General features: G+C 38.7%; 14 protein-coding genes. All 14 read left to right on the forward strand.

Going from position 1 to position 19,668, the window contains the following annotated elements:
- The first annotated feature begins 280 nt into the window (after nucleotides 1-280).
- The 14 genes from BIZ38_RS07485 to BIZ38_RS07550 all read left to right on the forward strand — a co-directional run bounded on the left by BIZ38_RS07485 (nucleotide 281) and on the right by BIZ38_RS07550 (nucleotide 19,632).
- On the forward strand, nucleotides 281-664 hold the full coding sequence (locus tag BIZ38_RS07485; protein WP_187489998.1) for a hypothetical protein: 384 nt from the start codon (nucleotides 281-283) through the stop codon (nucleotides 662-664).
- A gap of 3 nt (nucleotides 665-667) precedes the next feature.
- Nucleotides 668-1,204: a hypothetical protein gene (locus tag BIZ38_RS07490; protein WP_187489999.1), complete on the forward strand. Its 537-nt coding sequence runs from the start codon at nucleotides 668-670 to the stop codon at nucleotides 1,202-1,204.
- A complete protein-coding gene (locus BIZ38_RS07495) occupies nucleotides 1,201-1,548 on the forward strand; it encodes a hypothetical protein (RefSeq protein ID WP_187490000.1) in 348 nt (115 codons plus the stop codon). Before BIZ38_RS07490 ends, BIZ38_RS07495 begins: the two co-directional genes overlap by 4 nt.
- Nucleotides 1,541-1,801: a hypothetical protein gene (locus BIZ38_RS07500; RefSeq protein ID WP_187490001.1), complete on the forward strand. Its 261-nt coding sequence runs from the start codon at nucleotides 1,541-1,543 to the stop codon at nucleotides 1,799-1,801. The genes BIZ38_RS07495 and BIZ38_RS07500 overlap by 8 nt, the downstream gene beginning before the upstream one ends.
- Before the next feature lie 165 nt (nucleotides 1,802-1,966).
- Nucleotides 1,967-9,349, forward strand: coding sequence for an FG-GAP-like repeat-containing protein (locus BIZ38_RS07505; RefSeq protein WP_187490002.1), 7,383 nt, complete (start codon nucleotides 1,967-1,969; stop codon nucleotides 9,347-9,349).
- Between the two features lie 585 nt (nucleotides 9,350-9,934).
- Nucleotides 9,935-10,162, forward strand: coding sequence for a hypothetical protein (locus BIZ38_RS07510; protein ID WP_187490003.1), 228 nt, complete (start codon nucleotides 9,935-9,937; stop codon nucleotides 10,160-10,162).
- 20 nt (nucleotides 10,163-10,182) lie between these two features.
- Nucleotides 10,183-10,689 carry a hypothetical protein gene (locus BIZ38_RS07515; protein ID WP_262387574.1) on the forward strand — a complete coding sequence of 169 codons (507 nt, stop codon included), beginning with the start codon at nucleotides 10,183-10,185 and terminating at the stop codon, nucleotides 10,687-10,689.
- Nucleotides 10,690-11,149: 460 nt separating this feature from the next.
- Nucleotides 11,150-11,344 carry a (2Fe-2S)-binding protein gene (locus BIZ38_RS07520; RefSeq protein ID WP_054554573.1) on the forward strand — a complete coding sequence of 65 codons (195 nt, stop codon included), beginning with the start codon at nucleotides 11,150-11,152 and terminating at the stop codon, nucleotides 11,342-11,344.
- Between the two features lie 158 nt (nucleotides 11,345-11,502).
- A complete protein-coding gene (locus tag BIZ38_RS07525; protein ID WP_187490004.1) occupies nucleotides 11,503-13,035 on the forward strand; it encodes a phospholipase D family protein in 1,533 nt (510 codons plus the stop codon).
- 253 nt (nucleotides 13,036-13,288) lie between these two features.
- Nucleotides 13,289-15,544: an acyl-CoA dehydrogenase gene (locus tag BIZ38_RS07530; RefSeq protein ID WP_187490005.1), complete on the forward strand. Its 2,256-nt coding sequence runs from the start codon at nucleotides 13,289-13,291 to the stop codon at nucleotides 15,542-15,544.
- A gap of 145 nt (nucleotides 15,545-15,689) precedes the next feature.
- Nucleotides 15,690-16,637, forward strand: coding sequence for an aminoglycoside phosphotransferase family protein (locus BIZ38_RS07535; RefSeq protein ID WP_187490006.1), 948 nt, complete (start codon nucleotides 15,690-15,692; stop codon nucleotides 16,635-16,637).
- 2 nt (nucleotides 16,638-16,639) lie between these two features.
- Entirely contained in the window at nucleotides 16,640-17,611 is a 972-nt protein-coding gene (locus BIZ38_RS07540) for a Gfo/Idh/MocA family protein (RefSeq protein WP_187490007.1), read from the forward strand.
- Nucleotides 17,612-17,754: 143 nt separating this feature from the next.
- Nucleotides 17,755-18,384 carry a uracil phosphoribosyltransferase gene (gene upp, locus BIZ38_RS07545; RefSeq protein WP_054554568.1) on the forward strand — a complete coding sequence of 210 codons (630 nt, stop codon included), beginning with the start codon at nucleotides 17,755-17,757 and terminating at the stop codon, nucleotides 18,382-18,384.
- A gap of 9 nt (nucleotides 18,385-18,393) precedes the next feature.
- The gene (locus tag BIZ38_RS07550) at nucleotides 18,394-19,632 is read left to right on the forward strand and encodes a uracil-xanthine permease family protein (protein ID WP_062565731.1); all 1,239 of its coding nucleotides are present in this window, start codon (nucleotides 18,394-18,396) and stop codon (nucleotides 19,630-19,632) included.
- Nucleotides 19,633-19,668: the final 36 nt, after the last annotated feature.

A 19,668-nucleotide genomic window follows, 5' to 3' on the forward strand; every position in this document is an offset into this window, starting at 1 on the left:
GTTATATATAGTTATTACTAAAATAAAATAATGTAAAACCGTCTTTAATTTAACTTGAATTTATCTATTTATATGTAAATGGTACTTTTTTCGTAATGAAATCAAGTCTCGTTTATGTGAACATACGCTTAACGGAATGAAGTTTTTGTCATGGGAAGATACCTACCTATCAAACTTTTTTTGCTTCTTTTTACTCTTACCTTGAGCTTCAAAAAGCAGATATTGATTTACGAATGCATCATTCTTTTTTAATTAACTTTGTCTAATAAATGATCTTAAAATGAAATCAGTACTAACTCTTAAATCATTATTGTTGTTGTGTTTACTAAGCCCTATTAGCGTTAATGCTAACCATTACTGTTATGGGAAAATAAAAGATGTACAGATAGATCGTGGCGGAAAAGTCCACTCAACAATCATTCCTTTGAGTGGAAGTGGCTTTGTAGCTTCCAATGGTTACTTATGCGACCTAACACCTAAAAATGGTGAAAATGACCCTGAATTTTGCGAAGCATTGTATAGCTCTCTATTAACAGCACACGCTACCGGAAGTGAAGTTACATTATGGTTTAATAATGATGATATTGATAATAAATCTTGTAATAAGGGTGATTGGAAAAATTTATATAAAGATTATGGCTTTTACCATTTTAGAGTTAGGTAATTAATGGCTTTTAATAATATGTTGGCAAAAATCGCTTGTTTCTTTGTTTTCCTAGTGTTAGTTGGTTGTTCAAATACACCTACTCAAAAAGTTGATATTAATTTACCGAATGATATTAAGTATATTGGCAATGGCTCTGCAGGCTTTGCACTCATGTCAGTAATGGGATCTACAGGTGTTGCAGTTGGTGCTGCAATAGATGTCGGTATTGCCAACGATATTAAAAATATGAATGAGCTCTCCGCTCTGCAGTCAGAACTTAACACTCTAATAACTGAGTACAACACTCATTCATTTATAGATAATCCAATTAATAAATTACAAATAGAACGTATAGATTTTATCGCGTTACCTGGTGATTTAGTGAAAGTTAAACTTATAGGGACGGTAAAGTCACTAAATAACGACTTATTTAATCTGTCTGATTGCGATATCAAAGAGGAGCTTGTGGCTATTAAAACTAAAAAAGGGTTAGCTAACTTTTTAATAGTTAAAGAAGTAGAGTTTTCATTAAAGGAAATATCAGGGGAAAGAGTATGAAATTACTAAAGAAAATAACATTATTTGCACTCGTTTTTTTATCGTTCAGTGCATCCGCAGACTCATTTTGTACTGGCAAAATTAAGCAGTTAGCTATAGGCAGATCTGGCACAGTATTAATAGCAGGGCCAGGTGGTTTACCTAGTACCTACCTTTGTAGTGTAAATATAAAACAAAATAATGTTGAGGTTGAATCTTGTAAGGCAATTTTTAGCCAGCTTTTAGCTGCTCAAGCACAGCAAAAAGAAGTAAACATAACATTTAACCCCAAACTATCTTCATGCTCTCAGGTTAAGTCATGGGGTTGGGCCGAAGGGTTTAACTGGGTGATAGTAAATGATTAAAGTAGCGACATTTGCCTTTATATATTCATTATTTATTTTTTCTTTACCAGCTAAAGCTTGGACTGTTTCCAGAGGGAAAATAGAGTCGTTATTAATTTATAAACAAAACCAAGTATTGGTGAAATTGAAAAATAATAACGGTAAGTCAGTTGCTGAATGCAGCAATAAAGAATATTTTTCAATCCCCGCAGAATACACAAGTGAATCAAGAAACCGAATGCATAGTACTTTGTTTAGCTGCAAAAGTGGCTGATAAAACAGTGTCGATAGCTTAAACAGAGTCGGATAAGAGTGATGTTTGGGGAGCTGGTACCAATCTTTTTAGGATAATAACGCGGATAACGTTTTAACCTTAAAATACTTAATTTTTCAATGCAAGACTAATTTAAATAATGATTTTAATAAGTGGTGATACAGTATGAAAGGATGCAAATTTATTTTATTGTCAATCCTATTGGTTTTCTCTTCTTTATGCATTGCTGTAAGTGGTAAGCCAAATGTATATGAAGATAACTATGGTAATATATATATTCAAGCTGAAAAACAAACAATAATAATAGCAAGTGATGTCACTATTCCATTGCATATATATCCTTCTAACGGGCTTTTAAAGTTAGAGTACGTAGATGGGAGGTGGCGTTCAATAAATATTACAGAAGACCATTGGTTAACGATAAGAGATACCCTGACTTTATCTCCTAGTTTAGAGGATAGATTAAGATGGCAAGATATAAATGGTGATGGGATTGAAGACTTAACTTTATTCACCGATAGCAATAGTAACTATCCTTCTAGAGTTATATCAGTTAGCCGTAGTAACCTTAAAACTTACTCTATTAATATCCCAAGTGATTCTAATTTAAATGATGATTATTTCTTGGTTGATATTAATGGAGACGGTTATCTTGATATTAAATCTAATTCTGGAGTTTTTCTGGGACGAAGTTCTGGCGGCTTTATTTATACTTCAGCACAATTAGATGAGCCTGCAACAACTATCGCATTAACTTCAGGCCAGTTTAATGTTGATGAAACTGGCCAAGCTACTTATCAAATTCCAATTTATTTACCTAAAGGTCCTGGCGGAATCAAGCCAAGTGTAAGTATCAATTATAGTTCAGCAGCGGGACCTGGTAATGCGGGCTTTGGATGGAATGTATCAGCTACTTCAGCAATTGTTCGTTGTAATAAAAATCTTGCGACAGACTCTGTGCAAAAAGCAGTAAGGTTTGATTCTACAGATGGTTTTTGTATTGATGGACAAAGGTTGTTGCTTCGTTCAGGCATTTATGGTGCTAACGGAAGTAAGTATTCTACTGAGTTAGCTGACTTCAGTGTTATAGAAGCTATCGGACAAGATCCATCAACAAGAGGTCCAAAAGGATTTAAAGTTTATACAAAAGATGGTGATATTAAGTACTATGGTGATACAAATTTGGCCTCTGATAGCGATGCTTTTATTACTCCTGCACCTAATAAGCGTCAAAGTGCACATACTTGGATGTTAAAGCAAGTTTCTGATGTTTATAATAATAAAATTACTTATAGCTACGATACTAATAAAACCACAGGTGAAAACACATTAAGTGAAATTAATTATGGGCAAGTAAATGTAAAACTTAACTATATACAAAGCAACACAAAGCAGTATGGGTTTCAATATGGTGGGCTTGTTGCGAGCACTAAACGCATTGAAGGTATTGAAGTAACGCGTGGAGGAGAAAGCTTACGTTATTATTCAATTAATAGTGACAATTCAGATAAAGACTATATTGATAGCATTCAGGAATGTACTTCAAACTCAGGTGATAAGTCTTGTAAGCCTTCAACTAAGTTTTCGTACCATAAAAACAATACATCAGCTTCTTTTGATATTACAGATAACCTCAATAGTCAGTTGAGAACTACAACTTTATTTGCAGATTTTAATGGTGACGGTAAATCTGATTTAGTTTATACAAATAAACTTGGCACAACCCTAACAGTTAAAATTACAGATGGTGACACTGATGTAATTACTACTTCATTAACTAAAGCATCTGCTTTTAAGTTGACAGACTTTAACGGTGATGGTTATACAGATATTCTATATGCTGCAAATAACAAGTGGTACGCTAAGGCGTATCAACCAGCCCAGGTTAGACGCGAAGACCTTGATTGTGAAGATTTATACCAACAACAAGAGCCCCAATACCAACGGCAAAGAGAACCATGTACCCCATTTCAATATACAGAATCGCTTTCATTCAGTAATGGTTTAGATCTTGGAATTAGTTATACTACTGTCGATACTCCGATGGTTGATGTTAATGGTGATGGATTACAAGATTGGATAATTTTGCAGGGTAAATCTGTAAAATTTAAAGCTAATATTGAATCAGATAATACTATAGGACGAGCTTTTAATACTGATGCAAGTTCACTTTATACTTTCGTAACTAGTGATTTCCCTGAGAACAATCCGGCTTGTCCTATAAACACAAAGCGCTTACAAACTAGTTATACTAAAAGTGCGGATATTAATGGTGATGGAATTTCTGATTTCATTTTAAAATTATCAAATATAGCCAGAAGTACTTCAAATATACACCCTTATTGTAATGGCGCTGGAGACACCCATGAATATAAACTACTTCTAAGTAAAGCCTCTAATGACTATCAAAAAGTTAACCTTGATATGAATGAGACTAACAACCTTAGATTTGTGGATTTAAATGCTGATGGTTTAACTGATCTCGCTTATATTAAGTCAAACAAATGGAAGTATCGTTTATCAACTGGCGACCCTACAACACCACTTTTAAGTGAAGTGGATTTCCCAACTATACCTTCAAGCCTTACTGAAGCTAATTTCAAAGGTAATGTTCACTTTGCAGACATAAATCGAGATAATATTACTGATATTGTTGCACTCGATAAAAAACAAGTCTTGGTAAGCGCTGGTTACTGTAAAAGAAAAACTAATGGTGGGCTTGAACCTTATTCAATAAATCAAGTTTCAGAACAAACAGTACAGTCAGGAGGACAGTGGCGTTGCCTAGATAATGAAATATGGGTAGAACCTGTATATGCGTCAGGTTCGCAGTTAAAATATTGGCTGGGAAGTCGCTCCTCTGCAACTGCACTGTCTTATGCTCCAATATCCCTCGAACGTGATGGTCAAGCTGGCACATCACACACTGTAAAAGTGGCTGATATTAATGGTGATGGCTTAGTCGATATACTTAAAAGTAGCTCAAAGCTTGATGTTAATGCTGTTTGGACTGTCTATGAAAATAGTCAGTACGATAGCAGTATTGCTGTTAATAAGATGCATACTATTGAGAATGGCTTTGGCGTAAAAACGCAAATATCATACAAGCCAATAGATGATAATACCGTATATGAGCACCTACCCGCGTTTAACACCTTAGGTAAAGTTAATGCTGATTTTTATTCACCAAAAACAGGCATGTGGTTGGTTAATAAAGTTGAATCGGATAGTAATGTAACACCGTCGTCAATAGAAAAAGTGGCTGTTGAATATAAATATGCGGGTATGAAAATCCATAAGAAGGGACGGGGACCTCAAGGATTTTATCAAGTAACATCGAAAGACTTACAGACAAATATCACAACAACGACCCAATATCACCAGGCATGGCCATTAACTGGAAGACCAGCTTGGACAAAAGCATATGCAGGAGACGAACTTATAACCGAGGCTGTGAGCACATGGAAGACGCAAATAACGGCACAAGGTAATACTCATGTATATTTAGAGTCAAATTCTGAACAAGGCTGGCAAATCGGGACTGATGGTGCAAGGCGTTTTACAGGCCGAAAAGTAACGACTAATCAATATGATAATGGTTACACCTTTAAATGGGGTAACCTAACACGCACAGAACTAAAAACTTACTCTACACCTAGTGGTGAAAGTGGAGGTTTAGTACATCAAACAACAAATGTGAATACATACTTCTCACAAGCAGATTATTTACGTTTCGGTAGATTAAAATCAAGTACAGTTGAACAAAGACAGTTTGCAACAACGGAGGGGCAAGAGGCATCAACGTTACAGCGACAAACTGAGTTTACTTATTATGATAACTTAATGTTACATACAGAAACCGTAGCGGGTAATTGTGATTCTGTTGTAAGTTATACCTCTAGATCCTCATCAAATCACTGTGATATTAGTAATCAATATACTAAAGCCTACGAGTATGACGGATTTGGTAATACTTCAACTGTGAGTATAACTTCTGGAGGAGAAACTCGCTCAACAACAACAAACTATGACACGACGGGTGAGTTTGTTGTATCTAAAACAAATGCTCTGGGTCATACAGAAAGTTATTTATATAACGGCCAGCAGTCTCCGCGTGGGGTTATATACAGTACCACCCAAACAGGGCCAAATGGTATAGCAACCACAACACGAATTAATACTTGGGGTGAGGCTTACCAAACAATTTATGCCGATAGTAATGAAAAAAACATTTCAACAAAGTTATGCAGCTCTAGTTCTTTATGTGCTGATATAAATGGTTATTATTATACCTCCATATCGCAGTCAGGTATGCCGACATCATATTCTGTGTATGATAAATTTGGCCGAAATGTCAGGAACACTCGTGTTCTAGTAGATGGGAGCACCGTTTATGAAGATATTATTTATGATAAGCAAAATAACCCAATAAAAAAATCGTTGCCATATAAAGTGGGTGAGTCAGTCAAATACACTAGTTTTGAATATGACACCTACAATAGGCTTAAAAGAACGGAACTTCCTTACGGTAAGGTCACAGCTGTGTCATATAAAGGGAGAGTAACAACAACAACCGATTACGGCGGCACCTATAATAATGTTTATAGAAGCACCTTTTATCGTGATGAAAAGTCGGACTGGCTGGGGCGCACTCTATACGCAACAGATCCGTATAAATCTCAAAGTGATGAATCTAGCCGGGTTATTTTCTCATATAATGCATTTGGCGATGTAGTTAAAACAACCAATAAGGTTTTTGACACTGACACCCAGTCATTTGTAGAAACCACAACACAAACATTTTATGACCGTTATGGTAGAAAAATAAAAGTTTCCGATCCAACTAAAGGTACATGGAAAACTTACTATAACGGTTTTAATGAAATTACGCGTGAGATAAACGCTCGGGGTGAAACAACATATAATCTGTATGATGTACTAGGAAGGTTAATTCGTTCGCAGCAGCTAGATAAAGCAAATAATGGGACATTAGTAAATTGTCACGTATATGGCACCAGTAAAAGCGATAAAAACATAGGTAAACTGACTAATAGTTATCAGTATCGTGTTATTAACGCCAATGCGGGCAAAAGTTGTGATGACTTAAAAGCTCAGCATGCACCGACCATCAGTAAAACATTTAGCTTTGATGAATTTGCTAGGCCAAAACAACAAACCATAGTAAATGCAGGTGGCACATTTTCCACGGTTACTAGCTATAATAGCTATGGTCAACCGAGTTCTATTGGTTTACCGAATGGTATGATCGTAAATACCCACTATAAAAACGGTCAGCCATTTAGTACCTATAATAGCTTAACGGGCATGCTGTTAAGCCGAATCGATGAAGTGAACGCGCAAGGGCAGATCACAGAACAAACATTGGCAGGGAATGTAAAACGAGGGCAAACGTTTGATGTTAATGCTGGTTTTATAACTGGAATAAGCGTTCAAAATAGCCAACAAACCTTATATAGCGTGAGTTATGAGCACGATATAAGAGGAACTACTACAGAGCGTAATAGTTACTATTATGAACCAGGTTATGCCAATGACTCAATTCAATTTGCTGAAGAGTTTAGTTATGAAGACAATGGCTTACAAAGGTTAACTGGTAGAACAGTTACAAATACAGTAACACGTTATAACACCAGTGTACGTTTACAAAACCAAACTTATACATATGACGCTTATGGTAATATCAAAACAAACAGTAATGTTGGCACTTATCACTATAGCAATACTGCTAACCCTTATGAGCTAACCAGCATTACAGGTGGCAGCGGCAAACGTAACTATGCCATGCAATATGATAACCATGGCAACATATACAATGATGGCCAGCGACGGATTTATTATACCCAGTTTGATAAGCCGTATAAGATTACTAAAAATGCAGATACGTATACTGAGTTTAAATATGATGAACAAGGAAGCCGTTATTACCGAAAAGATTTACGTAGTGTAAATGGTGCGCAACAAACAAAACAAACCTATTATGTTGGCAAAGTGTATGAACTTACCCGCCGCTCAGGTGGACGTGATGCACAAGGAAGTTTATTACCGGACCAAGTAGAGCATCGTTGGTACATAGCGGGCGTTGTACTAAGTCAAATTGAAGGGCAAGCTCAAAAAGTACAGGTAGCGCATACTGACATGCTAGGCTCAACGGTGCTTATTACCGATGAAAATGGTAAGGGGATAGGTCAGTATATTTATGATCCGTGGGGTAAACAGCAACAGGTTTACACAAGCCAAGATCTTACCGCCAGTAGTATGCTTTTATCGCAAATGCGGAGCTTTACGGGCCACGAACAAATGGATGAACTTAATGTAATCCATATGAATGGCCGAATTTACGACGCTAATATAGGCCGTTTCTTGCAAGCTGATCCATTTATTCAATTCCCTAAGTTAACGCAAAGCCATAACCGTTATAGTTATGTTTTAAACAACCCGTTGACTTATAATGACCCAAGCGGTTATTTTTTGAAAAAATTGATGAAAATAACCGGGCTTACGTCAATTTTAAAAGCCATTGCAAGTATCCCAATATTAGATGCGGCAGTTAGCATTGTGATAGGCATTTATGCGCCATGGGCTTTACCATTATATCAAGGACTAAAAACTTACGCTGTGACAGGCAGTTTTGGAGCAGCTTTAAAATCTTATGTTATTTCTCTCGCAACTATAGGTATATCCCAATATATAGGAGCTAATTTTGATTTTGCTGCTGGGGGATGGACTGCTGTTCAAAATGTTGCATCGCATGCAATGGTAGGTGGAGTATCAGCTGTTCTTCAAGGAGGGAAGTTTGGGCATGGGTTTGTAAGCTCCTTAGTCACAGCCAGTATGAAGGGATTTATGAACCCTAAAACAGGCACATATGCTGATGCAGTGAGAAGAACAGCAATTGCAGGGGTTGTGGGTGGCACAGTGTCTAAACTTACTGGTGGAAAGTTTGCCAATGGTGCTGTCACCTCAGCAATGCAATGGTGGTATAATGCTGAGGGAAATCCAAAATTAAAATTTCAGTCCCCTGACGCTCCTTTAATAAAATGGTTTAAAAGTATTTTAGATGGTTCTGAACAATTGGGTAGTTCAATAGAAGGTATAGCGAATGATGTTGGTACTTCTGCTGGAAAGACAATGAACTCTTTGGCAAAAGACCCTGCAAGAACAGCCGCTAACGCTGTTGCTGTTGCTGGAGTGGGTGCTTGCGCATTTACTGCAGGCGCGGGATGTGTTTTAGCTGCTTCCGCAGGATTAGTAGGCGCTAGTGATATTTTGGAACAAACAACAGGGCTTGATCCTGTCCAACGAGGAGCTGAAAATGCCCTCATGGGGGTTGGGGTTAATGCGGAAACATCAAGGCAAGCTGCTGCCATAGGAGTAAATATTCCAGGGGCTTTAACTGGGGCAGGAGCTACATCTAATATGTTCAGAGCTATTAGTGTCAACCAAACAATTAAGGCTTCAAGTGTTACAAATTCATATCTATCAACTTATAGTGTGAACTCTGCTTATAAAGAGGCGTTAGGCAATTGATTAGATTAGTTACATTTTTTTTCATAAACTGTTTTCTTATCTCTTGTGGAGAAAGTAGAAATTACTCTTATGCCAGTGGAGTTGTCACCACAATATCATGTGGTGATATTTGGAGGTCAAGTAACGTTTTGAATCTCCAAGTTGTAAGTTCCAAGTTTGATGCTCCAGTTAAATTTACTTCGAAGTTGTGGAATGTTGACTGTGAGCAAGCATTGAGGTTAATTAATAAAGAGCAACGAATTGATTTTCAATACGAGAATGCGGGAAGGAAAGGCCCTATATTAGTGTATTTGAAAATAGAGAGTATTGTAATTGTCGATAATAAATGAAGATGGTCAGTTTTTTTGCCTTATCTAAATAAAGGTAAAGGGTATTGCAATAACGTGACCCTATTTTTACTTCTCAAATGTGCCGGGCGATGACCGTACCGATTAAGGGGGGGTTATATAATATGAAAATTAAATTTGTTTTTTAGTGTGTTTAATATTACCCCCAATGTTATTGGCTAATTCATATGAGCCATCAGATGTTGGAGTTATAAGTAGGCTAGTCACTTATGCAAATTATGGTAATGGCGATGTGTATGTGTCTTTACCAGTCAATGGCGCTATATGTAAAGGTGGGTATTTCTTGAGTAAAGAAAGTAATGGTTATGAAGCTACATTAGCTTCATTGCTCGCTGCTTATCAAGCTCGCACTCCTATTAAAATTGATGGGTTAACATCAGATGATAAAAAGTGGAGTGGTTCAAGTAAGCATGTTTGTTTAATCTATTTTGTTAGAATATCTAAGGTAGCAGGAAGCATACATTAAAAATACAAATAAGGATTATTATGAAATTTAAAAAATTGGCTGTTGCATTATTGTTATGTAGTACAAGCGCTCCTTCTCAAGGATATTTAACCTTATGTAGAAAGCGGATATTTACGGGAATGTTTGCGAGGTTTAGATTAACGGCGTTAGTTTTAAATGTTTGCCCTTTGTTTTTGTATCTTTTTTCTTCTGATTTATATGCAGCTGCACCTACTTGTCATGAACACAAAGGAGTAGGGTATTGTAAATATGTAGGTAGGGTTAAAAGTTTATATGTAAACTCTTCAAATATAATCTTACTGTACTTCGATACCCCAGTTGAACGGAGTCAACCAAATCAATATGGTTTTAATATTAGTTATGATTCTGCAGCCGCAATAGATATCAGCCAACACCCTGAATTTGCAACCTACTTTTATTCAACAGCTTTAGCGGCGCAAGCTTCAGGTAGAAATGTTTCAATTCAAATGAGGGGCGTACAATCTGGTTATCTAAAAATTGACCGTATTTGGTTACATGAGAATTAAAATAGACGATTCAGCTGGGGTATACATTCCACCTACAGCAACGGCAAAAGATGAAATGTTATCACTCGCTTTATTTGCTTATGCGTCAGGCAAACGTGTGGGATTTCATGGTTCTGGATATAGTACCACATTATTTTGGGGTAGTACTTAAGATGTTCCCGCAGTCAATAATATGTGGATTCATTAAAGTTACTTTTATATCAATTTAGAAGGTAAGGGTTGTATTTGTGTGTAAGCCCTTCTTTCAACTCCAAACCAAACCCCCTCAAAAAAGTTAAAAATTTTTTCTTTAGCCGCCTTTAACTAACTGCCCAAATCATAAGGGAAAATTTTTAGCTGTGTGCCATTTATGAAATTTCAGTATAAAAGTTATGCAAATATTGCCTATAACACTATTGCGAACTATTACCGTTTAGATTAATATGCTGACCATCAAGAGAAATGAGAGTGGTTTGCATTCATGTATATCTGTTTATGTCATGGTGTGACTGATAAAAAAATCGAACAAACAATTGATGATGGCGCTATGACAATGCGCGATTTATCAAAAGAGCTGCAAGTGGGTAGCCAGTGCGGCAAGTGTTGCGGTTGTTGTAAAAAAATTCTTAATCGCAAACTGATCGAAATTGCAGATATCACTGAGCAAGTAGCGTAATTACTTGCTCTTAAGCATGCGTGCTTAACAATTTTTCCTTCGTTTAATTGTTCTAATTAATCCCCATACTTACGAGTTTTTATTTGCTTTTAACCCCTTCATTTATTAGGGTTATAACAAAGCAGATACGTGTATCACACGGTCATTGGTAGGAAGCCATGATAATAGACTCTTCAAAATCACTTTTTTGTGCAGTACTCATTTTAATCACCGCGGGCTGCGCGCAATTACCTTCACGAGAGTCCATTCAACCAAGCTATGCCATTGCAGCAGATACACCCAGTACCATAGGAGATGCAGTGGGTAATAATCATCCTGGGTTATCAGGGTTTTATCCTTTAGCAGATGGGGTCGATGCCTTTGTAGCTAGGTTGGCGCTCATTGATTCTGCAGAGCACACCATTGATGTGCAGTACTATTTATACCACAGGCAGCAAACCACCATTTTATTTACGGCCTTTTTATTAAAAGCCGCAGATAGGGGGGTAAGAATTCGCTTGTTGCTCGATGACTTATCGCAAGCCGACAGTGAGCTGGATTTAGCGGCTCTGGCTGTTCACCCTAATATTGAAGTTCGATTATTTAATCCATTCCCTAACCGTCGTTTTAGGGCACTCGGCTTTATTACCAACTTTAGACAGCTTTCTAGGCGCATGCATAATAAGAGCTTTATAGTCGATAATCGTATTTTTATTACTGGTGGGCGAAACATTGGTAATGCGTACTTTTCGGCTGAAGATCATTCTGAGTTTATTGATTTAGATGTAATGAGTGTTGGTGAAATTGTTCCAAATGCATCAAAAGCATTTGATTTATATTGGAATCATCAATTGTCTTATCCAGTTGAAGATTTACACGGTAAACGTGATGAACAATCACTTATAGATATCACTAAAACATTGTCGAGCTATGTTGAACAAAACCGACAGAGCAATTATGTTCAGCAGCTGCATGAAAGCGAGTTTGTTAAACGCTTGCTTGATGACGAAATTACATTTGACTGGCAAACCTCAGAGCTGTTTTTTGACCATCCTGATAAGGTTTTAAATGATGTACGTGAAAAGTCGTCAAATATGTCGCCACGTTTACTTAAAAGACTTGGGCAACCACAGCAAAGAGTTATTATCATTTCGCCTTACTTTATTCCCAAAGAGCAAGGCGTTAAGTTGCTAACAAACTGGGTGCGGAAGGGCGTTAACGTTACTGTGCTAACAAATTCACTAGCTGCCACTGATGTCTCAGCTGTGCATGCAGGATATAAAAAGTACCGCAAAGATTTAATTTCTGGAGGGGTAAAACTTTGGGAATTAAAGCCAAGTGACTTGATGGCCGTTAAGCGCAAAGCTGGGCGTAAAGTTACTGGATCATCACAAGCAAGCTTACACGCAAAAACCATGACCTTTGATGATGAAAAGATATTTGTCGGTACCATGAACCTTGACCCTCGCTCACTTGATTTAAATACTGAAATGGGTGTATTGATCAACAGCTCTAAATTAAGCCGATCATTATCAAAGTGGGTTGATATTGATATGGCTGAGTATGCTTGGAAAGTTGATTTAAAGGGTGGTGATTTAGTTTGGCTCGACACAGTGAGTAATGAGCAATTTGATGAAGAGCCACAAACTTCTTCTTGGCGACGTTTTCAAGTGTGGTTTATTTCGTTATTCCCTATCGAGGATGAGCTATAAAGCATTCCTTCAGCATTTACACCTAAGCCCAACTTTTTAGTTGGGCTTTTTATTGTCAGCCTTTAGTTGTTAACCATTTTGGGATAAAAAATAGCGTTTGAGCTTACACGTGTAAACCCATTGTATTCAAGTGCTTAGCATGCAAAGAAAAAATAAATATAAAAAAATGTTAAAAAAACTGGTTGGACCAATTGATCTATTGCTTATTTTATGACGTAATGTAGGTATTACTATCTGGTCGGATGAGTTTATTATGAGCTTACGTACAAAATTAAAAAAAGTATTACCTAGTATTTCAATTACAGAACAAGAAGCGTTAGATGCGGGTGATGTTTGGTTAGAAGGTTCAATCTACCAAGGTAAACCTGATTTCGATGCACTTCGTGACGTGCCAGCAGCTAAGCTGAGCGCTGAAGAGCAAGCATTCTTAGATGGCCCTGTGAAAGAATTATTATCAATGATTGATGATTCTGAAATTCAAAATGGTGTTCATCTTCCTGACTACATTCTTGATTTCTTGAAAAAAGAGCGCTTTTTCTCGCTTATCATTCCTAAATCATTCGGCGGTTTAGAATTTAGCCCTTATGCAAACTCAACAATCGTTGCGACTATCGCGACTAAGAGTTCTGCGGTTGCGGTAACCGTGATGGTTCCTAACTCATTAGGCCCAGGTGAGCTATTACTTCACTTTGGTACTAAAGAGCAACAAGATCACTACTTACCGCGTCTTGCAAATGGTCGTGATATTCCATGTTTCGCACTAACTAGCCCAGAAGCGGGTTCAGATGCGGGTGGTATTCCAGATATCGGTGTTGTTAAACGTGGTCAGTTTAATGGCGAAGAAGTGCTAGGTTTAGAAATTACCTGGGACAAACGCTACATCACACTTGCGCCAATTGCGACAGTATTAGGTTTAGCATTTAAAGTAGTTGACCCTGATGGTTTACTCGGTGGCAAAGAAAACCTCGGTATTACCTGTGCGCTAATTCCTAAAGATCACCCTGGTGTTGAACTTGGTAATCGTCATGATCCTATGGGTATCCGTTTTTACAACGGTACGACTCGCGGTGAAAAAGTATTTGTACCAATGGACTTCATCATTGGTGGTCAAAAGAACATCGGCCGTGGCTGGCAGATGCTGGTTAGCTGTTTAGGTGCAGGCCGTGGTATCTCTTTACCGGCACTAGGTGTTAGTTCATCACAGGTAGCATTTAAAGGTGCTTCTGAGTACGCAGCAGTACGCGAGCAGTTTGGTCTGGCGATTGGTCAATTCGAAGGTATTCAAGAGAAGCTTGCTGATATCGCAGGTAAAACTTATCTTCAAGAAGCAATGCGTGTATTAACAACAGAAGGTTTAGGCATGGGCTTAAAACCATCTGTCGTCACTGCGATTGCGAAATACCACATGACAGAAATTGGTCGTAACGTGCTTGATTCAGCAATGGATATTCAAGCAGGTAAAGCAATTCAAAATGGCCCGCAAAATACATTAGCAAGTGGATATGTTGCACAACCAATCGCAATCACGGTTGAAGGTGCAAACATTCTTACTCGTAACCTAATGATTTTTGGCCAAGGTGTAATGCGTTGTCACCCTTACCTTCAATCTATGGTTGAGTCTATCCATAGCGAAGACAAAAATGCAGATAAAGAATTCAACAGCATCTTACGTAAAACAGTAGGTTACAGCGTAGCTAACAGCTTGCGAGCTTTCCGTTTAGGTGTATTACCATTTACTGCCGGTGCTAAATCGTCACTACCAGAAGTACGTGCTTACGAAAAAGCAGCGCACAAACTATCTGCAAAACTTGCCGTTTACGCTGACTTCTCGTTATTGGTACTGGGCGGCAAACTTAAGCAAGCAGAAATGTTATCTGCACGTTTAGGCGACGTAATGAGCTTCTTGTATGCGGCGATGGCATCAATTAAATACTACGAGCAAAAAGTAGCAAGCAGTGAACGTGAGCAAGCTGCGCCTTACTTCCACTATGCGACTCGCTTTGCACTACAAAGCGCTGAAGAAGCATTGCATAAGTTCTTAGATAACTTCCCTGCAAGTGGTACTCGTAAATTTATGCGTTTCATTACGATGAACTACTCAATGAAAATGCCTAAGATCAGTGATGATTTAATCCGTGAACTTGCGACTCAAGCGCAAATGGATACGGCATTTAAAGCGCAAATCACTCACTTGGTTAATCCAATTGAAGGTGATGGTCATTACATCAATGAGCAAGCGTACAAAGCGAAAATGGCGTGCCTTGATTTACTTGCAAAAGTTAAAAAAGCACTGCGTGCTAAAACTATTAAGCCGGGTGTTCGTTTTGCAGAAACGCTTGATAATGCACTTGTTGCAAGTGTTATCAACGAAGAAGAGTATGCAAAACTGATTGATTACAACAAGAAACGTGAAAAAGCGATTCGTGTTGATGAGTTCGATTTTGATATGAACTTACTGGATGACAATGCAAAGCCAGTAAACCCACTTAAAAGTGTGGTAAACGAGTAATTCAACAATGCAAGTCCTGAGCAGTATTAGGACTTTATCTTCGAAAACCCGTGCTTAGCACGGGTTTTTTATTGCTTATAGGTCGTTGTACCAATAGCCAATATCACCTACCATTGCCATCGGTTTATATAAATTACAGAGCGTTATGGATCTTAGGCAATTTGTTACTTCTCACTTTTCAAACATTACAGAGCTACAGCAAGCGGCATCAGTATGGAGTGGTTGCGGTGAGATTATTCGTTGCCAAATGAATGGTGCTGCTAGGGTAATTAAAGCGATTGAAGTGCCAAGTCAGATCAATCATAGTCGTATAAAACAAAGTGATTTTGCGCTTGCCAGAAAGCGGCAATCTTACTTAGTCGAATTTAATTGGTATCGGCATTACGCTAAGCAATTGCCCCATGAAGCTGCGGCTATTCATTGTATTGAGGCAATCCAAGAGGGCAGTAAGCAAGCGCTGTTATTTAGTGATTTCAGTGCACTTGGCTACCAGCAAGCAAGTGCTACACACCGCGACATTGAAGCAATTATAAACTGGCTTGCACACTTTCATGCTTTTCATTTAGCAAGCTCTGCCGATGGCCTTTGGCCGCGAGGTAGTTATTGGCATTTAGCAACACGGCCCGATGAGCTAAAGCGTATGAGCGATTTAAGCTTAAAAGCGCAGGCACACGCTATTGATACTGCGTTGAATGAGTCACCTTACCAAACATTAATTCATGGTGATGCTAAGCTTGCCAATTTTGCTATTGCGCCACAAAACCAGCATGTTCTTGGCTATGATTTTCAATATGTAGGCAGGGGTGTTGGGGTGATTGATGTCATGTATTTTTTAGGCAGTTGCTTAAATGATACGGCATTAAAATCAGTTGCAGATGACTATTTAAATCGCTATTTTGACACCCTCACACAGGCACTAAAACGTTATCAACCAAATGTAAACCCAGCGCATGTTGTTAGCAGTTGGCGAGCGCTTTGGTGTTACGCATGGAGCGATTTTTATCGCTTTTTAGCAGGTTGGAGCCCTGCTCATGCAAAAATAAACGGCTACATGCAGCAGCAATTTGTAACGTACTTAAAAATAAAGGATTAGCAATGAATAAGCCAATGCGATTTGCCATTATCGGCTGTGGTGCTGTAACCGAAGTAAAAAGCGGCCCTGCTTATCAGCAAGCAGAAGGTATTGAACTTATTGGGGTAACACGCCGCGACTTAGAAAAAGCCCATGATTATGCTAAACGCCACAATGTTGCAAAGGTGTTCGCATCGCCGAGCGAACTCATTAACGATAACAGTGTTGATGCCGTGTATATTGCCACGCCGCCAGATAGCCATAAAGCGTTTGCTCTTGAGGTTGCTGCGGCGGGTAAACCGTGTTGTATCGAAAAGCCACTGGCGCCAAGTTATCAAGATAGCCTTGACATTGTTACAGCATTTAAAGAGGCTAAACAGCCGCTATTTGTGTCTTATTATCGCCGTTCATTACCACGCTTTAATCACGTTAAACAATTACTTGAGCAAGGTGCCATTGGTAAGCCTCGTCATGTAAGTTGGCATTTAAGTAAAGCTCCTAACGCTCTTGATTTGTCGGGTGAATACAACTGGCGCACAGATCAAAACGTGGCACGAGGAGGTTACTTCGACGATTTAGCCAGCCATGGTCTTGATTTACTTGCTTACCTTTTAGGTGATTTTAATAAGGTGCATGGTTTATGTGCTAATCAACAAGGCTTATATTCTGCGTTCGATGCTATTACCGCGCACTGGCAGCATCAATCTGGTGTTACCGGCACTGGGAGCTGGAACTTTGCTTCATCTAATCGTTTTGATGATGTGATGATTTTTGGCAGTGAAGGCGAGCTTAGCTTTAGTGTTTTTGACGAAAAGCCGATTGTGCTAAACAATGCACGGGGCAAACAACAGTTCGAAATTGATAATCCTGCGCATATTCAACAATATCATGTTGAAAACATGGCGAACTATTTTCATGCTCAGCAACCTCACCCATCAACTGGTGAGAGCGCACTTCATACAAGTTGGGTTATGGAGAAAATACTATCGGGTTGAAGAAGTTATACAGGTATGTTTGCTTTTTATTGAATAAAATTAAGTCATTTAAAAGAATTAATGCAAATGTTGTGCATTTTTTGCAGTAGAGCTCATTAATTTACGCTAAAATAGGCGTAATTTATTTCATTTAGGTTCTACTTATGTCTATCCATGTAATTACTCATCCGTTAGTTCAACACAAACTTGGCCTTATGCGCGCAGAAGGTATTAGTACTAAAAGTTTCCGTGAGCTAGCGTCTGAAGTAGGTACCTTGCTTACTTACGAAGCAACAAAAAACCTACCATTAGAAAGCGTACAAATCACTGGATGGGATGGTTCAACATTAGATGTAGAGCATATCAAAGGTAAAAAAATTACTGTTGTGCCTATTCTTCGTGCCGGCCTTGGTATGATGGATGGTGTAATGCAGTTATTACCTGCGGCAAAAGTAAGTGTTGTTGGTCTTCAGCGTAACGAAGAAACACTTGAGCCAGTTCCTTACTTTGAAAAACTCGTGGGTAAAATTGATGAGCGCTTAAGCCTCGTTATTGACCCAATGCTGGCAACCGGTGGTTCAATGATTGCAACTATCGATATGCTTAAAAAAGCTGGCTGTAAAGATATTAAAGTGATTGTATTAGTTGCAGCGCCAGAGGGCGTAGAAAAAACCCTTGCAGCCCACCCTGATGTTGAAATTTTCACAGCATCTTTAGATAGTCACTTAAACGAAAAAGGATACATCATTCCAGGCTTAGGAGATGCCGGTGACAAGATTTTTGGCACAGTGTAAGGCGCTCACGTGGAAAATCATCAAACATTTTCGTTAAAAACCATTCTAACTGGCGCGCAAATGCTGTTTGTTGCATTTGGCGCCTTGGTACTTGTGCCGCTACTGACAGGCCTTGATCCTAATGTGGCTTTATTTACCGCAGGTTTAGGAACTTTGTTGTTTCATGTGGTTACCAAAGGCCAAGTTCCTATCTTTTTAGCATCGTCTTTTGCTTTCATCGCACCTATTATCGCCTCGGTACAAATGTGGGGCATTCCCGCAACTATGGGCGGTTTGATGGTGGCAGGCTTTTGTTATGTTGCGCTTAGCTTGATTGTAAAATTTAAAGGCGTGAATGCACTGCACAAGGTGTTACCGCCTGTGGTTGTTGGCCCTGTGATCATGGTCATTGGTTTAGCATTAGCTCCCGTCGCTGTGAATATGGCAATGGGTAAAGCAGGGGATGGCAGTGCACAATTAGTTCCTTATGAGCAAGCAATTTGGGTGTCTGGTTTATCATTACTAGTTACGCTGATTTTTGCGGTATGGGGCAAAGGTGTATTTAAACTTATTCCTATTCTTGCTGGTGTGGTAGCAGGTTACCTTGCTTCGTTATTTATAGGTATTGTCGAATTTAATGCGGTCACCGAAGCAAACTGGTTTGCGGTACCTGCATTTACTTATCCTGAGTTTAAATGGCAGGCTATTTTATTTATGGTGCCCGTGGCCATTGCGCCAGCAATTGAACATATTGGCGACATGATGGCTATTAGCCAAGTAACAGGTAAAGACTATTTAAAGAAACCAGGTTTACATCGCACTTTACTGGGAGATGGCTTAGCAACCTCTGCGGCATCGGTTTTTGGTGGTCCACCTAATACAACGTACTCTGAGGTAACGGGGGCGGTAATGCTTACGCGTAACTTCAACCCTCGCGTGATGCTTTGGACCGCTATCATCGCTATTGTGCTGGCGTTTGTGGCAAAAATGGGCGCGGGTTTACAAACGATTCCGGTTCCTGTGATGGGCGGCATCATGATTTTACTATTTGGCTCTATCGCCGTTGTTGGTTTAAATACCTTAGTAAAATCAGGTGAAGATCTTACCGCGCCTCGCAACTTGACTATCATCGCACTGATTTTAGTGTTTGGTATTGGCGGCATGCATATCGGTGGTGATGAGTTTAGTTTGCAAGGTGTAAGCTTATGCGCAATTTTGGGGATTATCTTAAATGCTGTTCTCCCCAAAGCAGTGCAACAAGCTGATTAGAACTTAAAAACAGCTTGAATATTGCACCAAAAAAGC

This window comes from Pseudoalteromonas sp. BZK2 (genome assembly GCF_014349195.1).
GTDB classification, from domain to species: domain Bacteria; phylum Pseudomonadota; class Gammaproteobacteria; order Enterobacterales; family Alteromonadaceae; genus Pseudoalteromonas; species Pseudoalteromonas simplex.